Origin of the sequence: Glaciimonas immobilis (genome assembly GCF_011947285.1) — a bacterium.
Lineage (GTDB): Bacteria > Pseudomonadota > Gammaproteobacteria > Burkholderiales > Burkholderiaceae_D > Glaciimonas > Glaciimonas immobilis.
Window position 1 is genome coordinate 59,045 of record NZ_JAAOZT010000010.1, and the last position, 12,733, is coordinate 71,777.

A 12,733-nucleotide genomic window follows, 5' to 3' on the forward strand; every position below is an offset into this window, starting at 1 on the left:
GTATCTCTTTATTGGCCGCTACCGTGCGACTCGCCTCTCCTTTATTGGATTAGTTTCTGAATGCCATTACTAAATCACCTTAAAACCCGACGTTTTATCGAAGCTGGTACGCTTTCCCAAATGTCTGCCTGGTACGAAGCTGAGCGCAATGTGATGTGGATGATGTTGCATGCCCATCCGCGCCCCTGTTTCAACCCTGAGCTTCTTAAAGACATCTCTAACCTGACTCGCGCGGCACGCGCTTTCCATTTGCCTATTGATTTCTGGGTCACTGGCTCTACGGTCCCTGGCCTCTACAACGTCGGTGGGGATTTGTCCTATTTTGCGCATCATATTCGCTCCGGTGAGCGTGCGCCGCTGATGGCATATGCCCGCGCTTGCGTGGACGCGGTGTATGAAGCAATGAACGGCTTTGGCGTCGGTGCTATCACGATTGCAATGGTAGAAGGAACGGCGCTGGGCGGTGGCTTTGAAGCTGCACTGGCCCACGAATACGTGTTAGCACAAAAGGAGGCGAAGTTGGGATTTCCAGAGATCGCCTTTAACCTGTATCCGGGCATGGGTGCCTACTCCCTGGTGGCGCGCAAAGCACATATGCGTCTTGCAGAGCAGCTAATCAGTACAGGCGAAGCACACAGTGCGGTATGGCATCATGAAAAAGGTCTGGTCGACCGATTATTCGATGAGGGCGACGCCTATAAGGCGACCCGCACTTTTATTGACGGTATCCGGCCAAAACTTAACGGCATCCGTGCAATGCTGCGTACACGCCGGCGGGTGTTGCCTATTACTAAGACCGAATTGCTGGATATTACGGAAGACTGGGCCGAGTCGGCGTTCCAGCTACAAGAAAAAGACCTCGCGTACATGGAACGATTGGTGCTGCTACAGAATAAACGCAGTGTTAAGTCTTCGGTTGTTGCGACTAAGGACGTGTCGGTACCGCTGGTAAGTACGTCTGTTGCATCGATAACTCCCCTATTTTCGGTCGTACCGCCTACACCTGCATAGGCTTTGGGCCTTGCAACGCACCCAAAAATTAAAGAAAAGCCCCGGAAGTCGCTGACTTCCGGGGCAGATGGGCTGAGATATTGAGTCTTCAACGGTCAGGACCATAATCGTGCATGCTGAGGAACGGACTAACTATCGCCTTTTCGCTAGCTTGCCCGCTTTGTGACTATGCGCACCACCTTGTTCGAGGACGCTGGCATCCAGGCCATCAAGTCCGACAGCTTCATGGGCTTTGCGAACAGAAAACCCTGGGCATAATCGATCCCGATATTCCGTAAAAAATCTGCTTGCTCAGGGGTCTCGATACACTCGGCAACGATTTTAAGATTCAGCGCGTTACCGACTGCGACCATAGAACGGACGAGCGCCTGCGCCTTGGCATCAGTATGAATCGATTTAATGAAACTTCCATCGAGTTTCAGTACGTCCAGCGGTAAACGGGCCAATTGTGATAATGATGAGTACCCCGTACCGAAGTCATCCAGATGCACTTCTGCCCCCAGTTCGCGGAACATGCGAATGAGGCGGTGCGCCAATCTTTCGTCTTCTGCCAAACAGCTTTCAGTTAATTCGATGTCGACCATTGATGGCGACAGATCGTTGGACAGAATGGCGCGCGTAAAGTCTTCAATGATGGTCGGAATGCGTAATTGCCGGGCCGATATATTAATCGCTATACGCAAGTTAAGCCCTTGTTTTTTCCAGGCCCCAGCCTGTTTGGCAGCCGTTTCCATGACCCAACGTCCGAGCGGCACAATCAACCCGGATTCTTCGGCATACGGAATAAATGCTCCCGGCATTATTAAGCCGCGCTTTGGATGATTCCAGCGAATCAGCGCTTCGACACTATCTATTTCGCCAGTCAACAAAGACACTTTTGGTTGATAATATAGTTCGAATTGGTTTTCCGCCAGCGCGTTACGCATGTTCGTGTCGAGCCAAACATATTCGCTGATTTTTTCGTTCATCTTCGGCGAGAACACGCAGAACGTGCGTTTGCCCTCGTCCTTTGCGACATACATCGCGGTATCGGCGCTGCGGATCAACTCTTCGAGGTTCGCGCCGTGCTCGGGGAACATGGCAATTCCCATCGAGCATCCGGAGTAGACTTCGGCACGCGTGAGCTGGAAAGGTTGCTTCATGCGCTCAAGAATGCGGTGCGCCGTGGCTTCGACCTTTTCTTGGGACCCCGTTGCCACCATAATGAGAAACTCATCACCTCCTAGCCGCGCAATGACGTCGTTTTCGGTCAGACAGGTGCGCAGGGCAACCGAGACCTCCTTGATCAGCGTGTCGCCGGTGAGATGGCCGTAGTGGTCGTTTACCTTTTTAAAGTTGTCCAGGTCGAGAAATAGCAGTCCGAAGGCGTTGGGATTCGGCGCGGTAACCGCAGCGGTAATTTTTTCCTCGATGGCATTGCGGTTCGGCAGACCGGTTAAGGCGTCGGTAGTGGCCATTTCGACCAATTGCTCCTGCGCACGTAATTCTTCCGTTACATCGGTGCCGGAGCAAACGAGGTATTTTTCTGGTACGCCGCTCCCGGATTCGATAATGGTATTGCGCCACTTAATTATGCGGACACCCTTATTGGTATTAATAGGACGCATCGTTTCATACGTTTTTGCTTGCCGGAAGAAATCACTAACGCTAGAGCGCGTCTCCTCTCGCTGTGTCTCATTGACAAAGAGATCCAATGCGTTTTTTCCCACAACATCCGACTCCAGGACGCCCGTAACCTCTTCGCACAACCGATTGAATCGTTTGATTTTTCCTGCGCTATCAATAATGATAACGAGCGAATTTACCTCAGAGACGACTTGTTCAGCAAAAGTCAGGCTGCTCTCCAGATCCTTTGCAACCGCGTCCGTGTCGCCGTAATGCGCAGCGGTTCCGCCCCACATCCAGGTATCGATTTTTCGGCCAACCAAATGGAGCCGGATAGGATTGCCAAAAATCGCAACGGAAAGCGCAATAGTCGAGGTAACGCCAGTCATCGAGCGTACCTCCCGCGCTTGCGCGGGTGATAGTTCGATAGCAGCCGTGGCGGTGTTGTTCTCGCCTGACAAATTCAGCGCATCGCTATCGGTGGTTATCTTCCAATATGGACTGTTTGTACCGAAGTGCGTAAAAAGCTGGGGGTTATCAATGTCTTCTTCAATATTAAGCATCGCTACTCTCTTGTGTCACGCTTCTGAAGGCGTCATCCATTAGATTAATTTGTTCTATAACATTGCGCCAATAATGATTCTTTTAATACATTAACCATTCCTTGAACATTAGCAACGTTACCTATATGCACATAATAAGGGAGATTTTGTGATGCATGGACCGATATGTTGTTTTAAGCAGTAAAAAGGCCGGGCGATAGGGGGAAATCCGATTGAAGCTTGGTTCTCTGGCCGCTTTGGGGACTGGAAACGGCCTGTTTAATGCCAAACCCAGCGACGGTGTAGTGCGTGACCAGTTGGCGTAAATCGGTGAGCGAGCGTAGCTGATCGCGTCCGTCGTAGCTAAACTTGACCCCGGGTTCTCCCACATTGGTACATAGCGGGGCCAATAATAAGTTGGTGGGTGCACTGATCAAGTTAAGAAACCATAGCGAGGTGTTTTACTAGGGTGCCCCATGAGAGAAGGTATCAAGAATGTAGGGTGCCATAATCTTTTACAGGCTTTCCTTCACTCCTCCCACCGATTACACTTTAAAAGCAGCCAGTTTCTTCGGTACTGCAATATTCTTCAACGTCACATACTGCGGCAAACCGTCTACATACTTTGGATAGTCTTCGCCCTGAATTAACGGTAACAGATAGCGTCTACACTTTTCCGTAATTCCAAACCCATCACGGCTGATGAAGTCTTTCGGCATAAACTTCTCCACATTTGCCACGTCCTTCAGATCGGCGACACCAATCCGGTATTTGTAAGGCACATCTGACAAGCGCTGAATGGTCGGCATCACAGCATTGCTGCCTTTGAGCGCCAGTTCTACTGCGGCCCGACCTAATTGATAAGCTTGCTTTACATCGGTTTTAGAGGCGATGTGGCGGGCTGAGCGTTGCAGGTAATCCGATACCGCCCAGTGGAATTTATAGCCGAGCGCCTCCTTAATGATATTCGCAACGACTGGCGCTGCGCCGCCCAACTGCGCATGACCGAACGCATCCGTGGTGCCTTGCTCGGCCAAAAATTTGCCATCCGGATAATGACAGCCTTCCGAGACGACGACGGTGCAATAGCCGAACTTCATGACGTTGGCATCGACTTTTGCCAGAAATTTCTTTTGATCGAATACGACTTCGGGAAATAAAATAACGACGGGGATATCATGATCAACCAACAACCCGCCCGCCGCGGCGATCCAGCCGGCATGACGTCCCATTACTTCAAGCACGAATATTTTGGTAGAGGTTTTTGCCATCGACTTCACATCAAAGGATGCTTCTAGCGTCGACACCGCCACGTACTTGGCGACCGAGCCAAAGCCCGGACAGCAGTCGGTAATCGGCAAATCGTTATCGATGGTCTTTGGCACGTGGATGGCTTGTAGCGGATAGCTTAACGACTCGGACAATTGCGATATCTTGAAGCAGGTATCAGCCGAATCGCCGCCCCCGTTATAGAAAAAATAACCAATATTGTGCGCCTTGAAAATAGCGATCAGGCGCTCGTATTCGCGCTTATTGGCTTCCAGACTTTTTAGTTTGTAGCGGCATGATCCAAAAGCACCGGAAGGCGTATATCGCAGTGCCGCGATGTCGGCGTCGGATTCTTTGCCGGTATCGATCAAATCTTCGGTGAGTGCGCCAATAATCCCGTTACGACCCGCGTAGACTTTACCGATGATGTCTTTATGCTTGCGCGCGGTCTCGATCAGGCCGCAGGCGGACGCATTGATCACGGCAGTGACGCCGCCCGATTGTGCGTAAAAAGCGTTCTTTTTAGCCATGAGTTCTATTCTCCGAGTGGTCGATGGTGGCGACACCGTCGAAACAGATCACTCCCGACAGGTCGACAGACGCATAGTATTGCCACATGTGGCAAATCTTGCAATCATTTCTACGCGATGCGCGGCCTCGGCATGGTTTTCTCGGCGTCACGTTGAACCACCTCGGGATCACCTCCGGCGTGCTTCACTTATCGGAACCACGCCGGAGGTGATGTGGAAATGATGCAAAGGTCAGCGCTTTACTTCGCTTTATTTGCGGTCATCCATTCCGTCAACGCGACCCGACCAGTGGTTGAAAAGTCAGTGAAAACGCCATCCGTACCCAGATCAAAATAGGCTTTATATTCCGCCTTAGGATCGCCCTTATAGGTCGTCGTCAGCCGGACTGCTTCATCCCGGAAAGTGAAGGGATGCACAAATAAGCCTGCTTTATGGGCATCGGCGACCAGTGTTGTCGGTGCCATATTGGCCGCCTGATCCAGTGATTTAACCGCATTACCCGCCGCGTCCACGCCTTGTGGTGGCAGAATGTACAGTTTCCACGGCCCGATGCCATCTGCATAGGTCTTGATTTCCGCCAAGCCTGCTGGCGTGACCATTGCGGCAAAAGTGCGTGGATCGTTAGCTTGCAGCCATGAATAAGGCTTGGCAGTATCCGGCGATCCGTAAGTCATTGCACCAGTTTTAAAATTGGTACCGTCGCCGTCGATCAATTGCACGACTTTGGTTTTCAGGCCCATCTTGCGCATTAACTTCAGACTCTCCGGTTCAAACGATTGCACAAAAACCGGCGAATCAGGCGTGTTCCAACCCTCGGCCTTCAGCATGGCTAACAACTTCTCTTCTAGCGGAACGCCGAGTTGACGTTGGTAAATCGGGTTCTTGGTTTCCGGATAAATAAACATTCTGCGCTGTGGATTGGCTGCAATAGTCTCTTTGGTCAGGTCAATGACTTCCTGAAACGTTGCCAATGGATACAGTCCGTCGTATTGCTTGCTACGCGTGGCGATTGGCTGGCGCACGCGTAGCGTTTTCAGTTCGGCGGCGGTGAAATCACTAAAATACCATTCCGGGCCGGTTTTAACCCCATCCACCATGCGCGATTTTTTACGCGAGGCAAACTCCGGATGACTGGCAACGTCCGTGGTATCGCTCAAAAAGACGTTGTGGCAGGCGAACAATACGCCATCGCTGGAAGATTGCAGATCAAGTTCCAGCGCATCGGTACCGGCGGCGATGGCTGCCCGATACCCAGCGATAACTTCCTCGGGATAAAGCCCCGGCAAGCCGCGATGTCCAACGATCAGGGGTGGCGTGCCATCTAGCGTCTTGATATTGCCGCCTCCCACTTGCGCGTGATCGTTATTGCTGGCGCATCCGGCGATTAATATGGTAGCGGCGATGAGTGAAGCGGTAACGGTCAGTGGTCGTTTCATAGGTCCTTTTGGGGTGTTATTACGATACCTGCGGTGCCTGAAGGTGCAGGTGTTGACATTGAAATAAATTAATAGCGGTGTGGGTAATTTGGTAAATCGCTTAGTAAGCACGATTTACATGACCGGCTGATGACCGTGCGTCAGAGTGGACCGCTCGGACCTTAAATGCGTTCCGTGGGTTTTGGCAGATTGGCATTAAAAGGTAACGTTCCTCCGCCATTCCCGACCTGCCGAAGAATCGCTCTACATCACGATGGTGTAGGCACGCGTTTGCTTGAATGTAGGGTAATCTCAACCTCACATGAGCACTCATCGTCTAAAAATTCGCGTCAGAGCGCTGACATTTTCGTCTACTTTTATCTTTGCGTTTGCGGATGCAACCGGGAAGGCACTGAAAACAAGTTGCGCGAGCAGTTTGCCGATTACGTGCTTCCCACAGTTTGACGGGTGTAAAAGAAGCGTGATTGCATTGCCCTATTGCGTCGCATAATGTCCGCTGCAGTCTTGCCGCGTGTAGCAGGGGCCGGAAAAAGTCTCAAAAAGTCTAATAGGCGTTCGCGCTCTGCGCCAACCATTCTGTCGGCGATGCGCCTATCCGCTGGCTAAATACGCGAGTGAATGCTGTAGGGCTCATATAGCCCACCGCTGGCGCGACGAATTTCAGCGATTGGCCGCCTTTGAGTAATACCTGCGCGACGCCGACCCGCCAGTCAGTCAGATAATCCAGCGGCGTCATACCGACCGTCTCCCTAAAATGTACTGCAAAGCGCGCTCTGGACATGCCGGCAGATTCTGCCAGTTGCTCCAGCGACCAACTCTGCTCGGGGCGCTCGTGCATCGCGGTAATCGCCTTGGACAGGCGCGGATCGCCCAGACCGGCAAGAATCCCGCCGCCCACGATATCGTTGGTCATCGCATGGCGCAATAACAGCACCATCAAATATTCGGTCAACCGATCAATGGCCGCCTGGCGACCACATTTATCGGAAAATGCCTCCGCAAATAATAACGCCAGCATTGGCTTCAGACTCGGGGCCGATTCCAGCGGCACCACCATGACTTCAGGCAGCGCCCGCATTACCGGACTTTCAACGCCATTGCCGAATTTGATGGTGGCACAGACCATCTCAGTTTTATCGTGTTCATCCACTTGCAGGCGATGGACGCTGGGCCGCGGAAAGAACAACACCGACGGCTGCTCAATTGTAATGGAATCGAACTGCGGGCGGGAAACCGTTACGCGACCGCTATTAATTAGGTGTATATGGCCGCCGCCATCGGATAAGTCCGCATCGGCGCTGCCGCACAACGATCCGGAGTGAAATACCCGTGCTGACGGGGCAAAGCGCGCAAACAACGGTGACAATCTATCCATTTTTCCTTTGATTTCCTCTGATTGATACTATCTGCATTATTTTGAAGACTATTAATCACAAATAGTATCACTTTCGGTGGCATGATTCTACTCATGCACTCAGCAGTAAATTTAAAGAAAGGAAATCTACCATGTCCGCATTACCTGATTTGAAAGCCGATGCAGTAGCCGACTTTACCAGCAACACGTCGGGGTTTTCTTTGATTGATTTTTGGGCACCTTGGTGCGGTCCTTGTATCGCACAGACGCCTACTCTGGATACGCTTTCCTCCGAATTCAAAGGTCAGGTTCGCATGGCAAAAGTGAATATCGATGACGCCGCCGAACTGGCGCAAACGCACGGGATACGCGGTGTTCCGACATTGATTCTGTTTGAAGATGGTAAGCCGGTTTCACAAAAAGTCGGCTTGCAAAGCAAATCCTCTTTACACGCGTGGCTGACCGATGCGGTCTCACAGCATTAACTGCGCAGGGTTTAGTCGCTACTTTTTTACATTCTGATTATTTAGATTCGAATTAACCTGCCGGGCAATGGTGCCGGGCGGGCGTTGCGCCAACATTGTCTTTAAGGCTTGCTTTATTGCTTGCCGGCTTACAAAGCTCCAATGCTCTACTACTGAAAGAAAAAAAATGAACATCCAAAAATTGCTTATTTCTGCAGCCTTTGTTGCTACTACTGCCGCTGTTGCGGGTTCTGCCTTTGCTGAAGCCACTTATCCGGTCGAAACTCCAACGGTTTCCACCAAAACCCGTGCGGAGGTGATCGCCCAACTGACCCAGGCTGGCGACGAGGGAAGGTTGAACTATGCGCGAAATCTGTATCCGGTCACGCCCGTCGTTGCCTCCACCAAAACGCGTGCCGAGGTGATTGCGGAACTGACCCAAGCCCAGGATGAAGGACGTATGAACTACGCCCGCAATCTGTATCCTGCAACGCCAGTATCGGCGTCGACTAAGACGCGCGCTCAAGTGCGGGCTGAGGTAGCATTGGCGGACACCGATCAATACTTAACCGGAAGTAATTAATTTGCCGATTGCATAATTACGCTAGCACGCAGAAACGCGGTTGCAAAAACGTCGACGTAAAATTTTATGCAGAACGAGGTAGTAAGCAGAACGAGGCAGGTTGCGTGATCGCAAGCTGCCTCGTTTTACGTCTGGGGCGCACATATTAATTTGGTCAACAGGACTATTTCAAACCGGTTAAGATCGCTTTCAGTAGTTATTTACAACAAACAACTTCCGGCCCGGTGTGCCGGAATGGCCAAGGAGAAGTAGTATGTCTTTCGGTTTTGACCATTTTGATTTTGATCTTTTCGTCATTGGTGCCGGTTCCGGCGGCGTACGTGCAGCGCGCTTTGCGGCGGGTTTTGGTGCCCGGGTCGCGGTGGCAGAGAGCCGCTATCTTGGTGGCACCTGCGTGAACGTTGGCTGCGTGCCCAAGAAATTGCTCGTCTATGGCGCGCATTTCAGCGATGACTTTGAGCAGGCCGGCGGTTTTGGCTGGACCACCAATAAGCCAAAATTCGACTGGACCACCCTGATCACCAATAAAGATCGCGAAATCCACCGCCTCAATGACGTCTATCGGCATTTACTCGAGAACAGTGGCGTGACCCTGATGGAAGGCCACGCCCGTCTTATCGACCCGCATACGGTGGAAATCAATGGGCAACGATTTAGCGCTGCCAACATTTTAATCGCAACCGGTGGCTGGCCGAGTGTTCCCGATATACCGGGCAAAGAATTGGCGATTACCTCCAACGAGGCATTTTTTCTCAAGGATTTACCGCGGCGTGTGCTGGTCGTTGGTGGTGGTTACATCGCCGTCGAGTTCGCCTCTATTTTCCACGGTTTAGGCGCGCATACGACGCTGGTATATCGTGGCGAAATGTTGCTGCGCGGGTTTGATGGCAGTGTGCGACAACACCTGCACGAAGAGTTGACCAAAAAAGGTATGACGCTTGAATATAAGGCCGACATTGCGCGCATCGATAAGCTGGAGGATGGCAGTCTGCGTGCCACGCTAAAAGACGGTCGTAAGATAGAGGCCGATTGTGTATTTTATGCCACCGGTCGGCATCCGATGCTGGACAATCTCGGGCTGGAGCATACTGCCGTTGTACTGGATGACAAAGGTTTCATCAAAGTAGATGACGAATATCGCACCACCGAACCATCGATTCTGGCGCTGGGAGATGTCATTGGCGGGGTGCAACTAACGCCGGTAGCGCTGGCTGAGGGCATGGCAGTGGCACGTCGCTTGTTCCGCCCCGAAGAATACCGTCCGGTGGATTACAAAATGATTCCGACCGCCGTCTTTAGCCTGCCTAACATCGGCACAGTCGGACTCAGCGAGGAAGAGGCGCGTGCAGCAGGACACAACGTGACCATCTTCGAAAGCCGCTTCCGCCCGATGAAACTGAGCTTCAGCAGTTCCGAGGAAAAAGCTTTCATGAAGCTCATCGTCGATGGCGACACCGACAAAGTCCTCGGTTGCCATATGGTCGGCCCCGAAGCAGGCGAAATCATTCAGGGAATCGCGGTCGCATTAAAGGCTGGCGCAACCAAACGTGTGTTTGACGACACGATTGGGATTCACCCGACGTCAGCGGAAGAATTTGTGACATTGCGAACGCCGGTGAGGAGGAAGTAAACGGGTGTCCTCATTACAGCCGCTTGATGGCTTAGCCTCGTAGGACGTTGGGTACAACCGTCGTACGAGGCATGATTTTCTGGATAAATTTGATATTGCGCAACTAGTTTTAAAGCGATGGCACCTAAAGCAATGTAGAGTCAGAGGGTGTAGCGCGACCTCAGTATCCAGCAACACTTGGCTTAGAAAATGTCGCTATTATTCTCGATACATTTCCTGCATGGTGCCACATTGCCCTCGCCTCATTCATCAAGAAGCCATAAATTTCGCGCCCTAACTCGGCAGTTACCCGTGCGCGGTTATCGTGGATAGCCGCATAAACTTTTAGTTGCATAAATATTCCAGGATCGGCTTCATAAAGGTGCTCAATTTCTAATCCATTTTTCAGCAATGCAAGGTAAAGTGGATCAAGCGCAGGAAAGCGTAAAGCTTTTCTGTCGGTCCAGTGCGTAAATATTAGCCTACCGTCTGGTTGAAGAACACGCGCTATTTCGGCGGCGGTTGCGGTGAAGGGTCTACTATGATGAATCGCATCAATTGATAAAATTGCGTCGATACTGTTTGAGGAAAAAGGTAACTCTGTCATATCAGCAACGGCAAAGAAAATTCGCTCAGATCCGCTCGTTGGTATTTGCGTTGCATACGCGACCGCACAGGGTGATATGTCGATACCTATCGCTAATCCGAGGCGATCTTTGGATAGGTAATGTAGAAGGCCTCCGGTTCCGCATCCCAACTCTAGAATAGTCGAACGCAGGCGAAGACTTGATAGAGATTCTTTGAGCTTATGAACGTCGCTCCTCCGAATGAACGAAAAATTCTCCAGATCAGGAAAGTAGTCCTCCACGAAAACATCTTGAAGTATTTCTTGAAATACTTTTGATCCCTTAAGTCCTGTATAGATCGTGTCATAAAAGACTGCTAATTCCGTAAAATTATTTTGTATGGACATCTTGTCGTTGCTTGGTTTTACCGAAAAGCGGAAGGATAAAAACGACCATATGCGCCATCTAGTTCATCTTCTGACATTCTCATAAATACCCGTATATTGGGGACGAGGGCGACCCCTAGCATTAATGTTAAGGTAATAACGCCGGTTAGTAGGGACGTTATTTCTACGCCATAGTGCGCGATTGCAAGTCCTACTATCAGACTCCCGATGGGGCTTGCTAACGATGAAAAAAACGACACGGTAGCGACCATTCGATTTCGAAAACAGGCAGGTGTCGCAAGCGTACGAACAATCGCTGTATTGACATTAATCAAAATTAATCCGCAACCTCCTAATGCAAAGAAGATTGGCAAAATAAAATAAGGTACGGCTAATCCAATTGCCAATAAATTAAGGCCGAGGAGTCCAAATCCAGTCATCAACAAACGATCCCGAAATCTGATGAAAGATAATAATCGCGGTAAGAATTTGCTGGAAAGAAGCAGACCGACGCCAAAAGAGCAATCCAACAAGCCGATATACCAAGCTGGCAATTGGATTGTTTCCTGGACGTAAAAAGGAACGATGATTGTAAAAAATGGAAAAAGAACTAGATTGATCATCATCGCTAGTAACGCCAGATAAAATTCTATTTTTACCCGAAAAACGACTTTAAACCCTGACGATATCAGCGTGTGCCAAGGTGGCGTGATCGTAGTCAGCGGTTTCTCAATGGATTGAGTCGTTTGCGTTTGTATCGTCGATGAAGCGCCGACTATATTTAAATTCACGATCATCGATATAGCGATAGCAATTAAAGCAAAATCGATAATCAACGCTATGGTGACCCCCCATGTGGAGACAAGAAGCCCTGCTATTGCAGGCCCGAGTAACATGGCGATAGAAGAAAGCACAGCTTTACGATTGAATGCTATAGCTATGCTGCGTAGAAGCGTTAATTGAGGAATGATACTGGATTGAATGGGGTCTCTAATTCCAACTGCTATGCCAAGCAACATCATCGCGAAAGTTACTAAAGTAATAGAAAAATAATCTATGAATGAAAGCGCCAACAAGCAAGCCGCGCTAAACATCGTTAAGACGTTACAGAAAAGTACGATCTTCATTTTTGAATAACGGTCCCCGGTCCAACCAAGTAGGGGTTTAGACAGTACTTCCGCACCAATTGTGCAGGCAATTATTATCGAAAACAAACTTGCAGAACCGGTTTCTTTTAATGCCCACCACGCCACTGCTAATTGGTTGCAACGTGCGCCGACAGTCAGCAGAAAGATGCTCCATTGAAATCTTAACAATCGCCAATTGTCGCTCTCGTAACTGGTTACCCAGTTCCAGATATTCATTTTTTTGTTTAACG

At 50.3% G+C, this 12,733-nt stretch carries 10 protein-coding genes and 1 pseudogene; 4 read left to right on the top strand and 7 right to left on the bottom strand.

Annotated features, from left to right (window positions below; all coding sequences use genetic code 11):
- Positions 1-60 precede the first annotated feature (60 nt).
- Positions 61-921 (top strand): annotated as a pseudogene (locus HAV38_RS16735) (crotonase/enoyl-CoA hydratase family protein); the annotation flags it as partial.
- A 236-nt stretch (positions 922-1,157) separates the two neighbouring features.
- Here HAV38_RS16735 and pdeR read toward each other — a convergent pair.
- The 5 genes from pdeR to HAV38_RS16760 all read right to left on the bottom strand — a co-directional run bounded on the left by pdeR (position 1,158) and on the right by HAV38_RS16760 (position 7,768).
- A complete protein-coding gene (pdeR, locus tag HAV38_RS16740; protein WP_184013402.1) occupies positions 1,158-3,170 on the bottom strand; it encodes a cyclic di-GMP phosphodiesterase in 2,013 nt (670 codons plus the stop codon).
- A gap of 182 nt (positions 3,171-3,352) precedes the next feature.
- Positions 3,353-3,595, bottom strand: a complete 243-nt coding sequence (locus HAV38_RS16745) for a hypothetical protein (RefSeq protein WP_168056537.1) — start codon at positions 3,593-3,595, stop codon at positions 3,353-3,355.
- A 108-nt stretch (positions 3,596-3,703) separates the two neighbouring features.
- The gene (locus tag HAV38_RS16750; RefSeq protein WP_168056538.1) at positions 3,704-4,957 is read right to left on the bottom strand and encodes a 6-phosphofructokinase; all 1,254 of its coding nucleotides are present in this window, start codon (positions 4,955-4,957) and stop codon (positions 3,704-3,706) included.
- A 239-nt stretch (positions 4,958-5,196) separates the two neighbouring features.
- Positions 5,197-6,393 (bottom strand): glycerophosphodiester phosphodiesterase family protein, encoded by a 1,197-nt coding sequence (locus HAV38_RS16755; protein WP_168056539.1) that lies wholly within the window; start codon positions 6,391-6,393, stop codon positions 5,197-5,199.
- A gap of 544 nt (positions 6,394-6,937) precedes the next feature.
- Positions 6,938-7,768, bottom strand: a complete 831-nt coding sequence (locus HAV38_RS16760) for an AraC family transcriptional regulator (protein WP_168056540.1) — start codon at positions 7,766-7,768, stop codon at positions 6,938-6,940.
- A 131-nt stretch (positions 7,769-7,899) separates the two neighbouring features.
- On the opposite strand from HAV38_RS16760, the gene trxA reads away from it, so the two are divergent.
- The 3 genes from trxA (at position 7,900) to gorA (ending at position 10,424) form a co-directional block, all read left to right on the top strand.
- Positions 7,900-8,232 carry a thioredoxin gene (gene trxA / locus HAV38_RS16765; protein WP_168056541.1) on the top strand — a complete coding sequence of 111 codons (333 nt, stop codon included), beginning with the start codon at positions 7,900-7,902 and terminating at the stop codon, positions 8,230-8,232.
- A 166-nt stretch (positions 8,233-8,398) separates the two neighbouring features.
- A complete protein-coding gene (locus tag HAV38_RS16770) occupies positions 8,399-8,794 on the top strand; it encodes a DUF4148 domain-containing protein (protein WP_168056542.1) in 396 nt (131 codons plus the stop codon).
- A gap of 253 nt (positions 8,795-9,047) precedes the next feature.
- Entirely contained in the window at positions 9,048-10,424 is a 1,377-nt protein-coding gene (gene gorA, locus HAV38_RS16775; protein ID WP_168056543.1) for a glutathione-disulfide reductase, read from the top strand.
- 160 nt (positions 10,425-10,584) lie between these two features.
- On the opposite strand, the gene HAV38_RS16780 is transcribed toward gorA, so the two are convergent.
- Complete coding sequence (locus HAV38_RS16780) at positions 10,585-11,376, bottom strand: class I SAM-dependent methyltransferase (protein WP_168056544.1); 792 nt, start codon at positions 11,374-11,376, stop codon at positions 10,585-10,587.
- A gap of 17 nt (positions 11,377-11,393) precedes the next feature.
- Positions 11,394-12,719, bottom strand: a complete 1,326-nt coding sequence (locus HAV38_RS16785) for an MFS transporter (protein ID WP_168056545.1) — start codon at positions 12,717-12,719, stop codon at positions 11,394-11,396.
- Between the last annotated feature and the right edge of the window lie 14 nt (positions 12,720-12,733).

Coding starts and splice junctions, on each gene's coding strand:
- HAV38_RS16770 (WP_168056542.1), top strand. CDS start 8,399: ATGAACATCCAAAAATTGCTTATTTCTGCAGCCTTTGTTGCTACTACT.
- trxA (WP_168056541.1), top strand. CDS start 7,900: ATGTCCGCATTACCTGATTTGAAAGCCGATGCAGTAGCCGACTTTACC.
- HAV38_RS16780 (WP_168056544.1), bottom strand. CDS start 11,376: ATGTCCATACAAAATAATTTTACGGAATTAGCAGTCTTTTATGACACG.
- HAV38_RS16750 (WP_168056538.1), bottom strand. CDS start 4,957: ATGGCTAAAAAGAACGCTTTTTACGCACAATCGGGCGGCGTCACTGCC.
- HAV38_RS16785 (WP_168056545.1), bottom strand. CDS start 12,719: ATGAATATCTGGAACTGGGTAACCAGTTACGAGAGCGACAATTGGCGA.
- HAV38_RS16755 (WP_168056539.1), bottom strand. CDS start 6,393: ATGAAACGACCACTGACCGTTACCGCTTCACTCATCGCCGCTACCATA.
- HAV38_RS16760 (WP_168056540.1), bottom strand. CDS start 7,768: ATGGATAGATTGTCACCGTTGTTTGCGCGCTTTGCCCCGTCAGCACGG.
- gorA (WP_168056543.1), top strand. CDS start 9,048: ATGTCTTTCGGTTTTGACCATTTTGATTTTGATCTTTTCGTCATTGGT.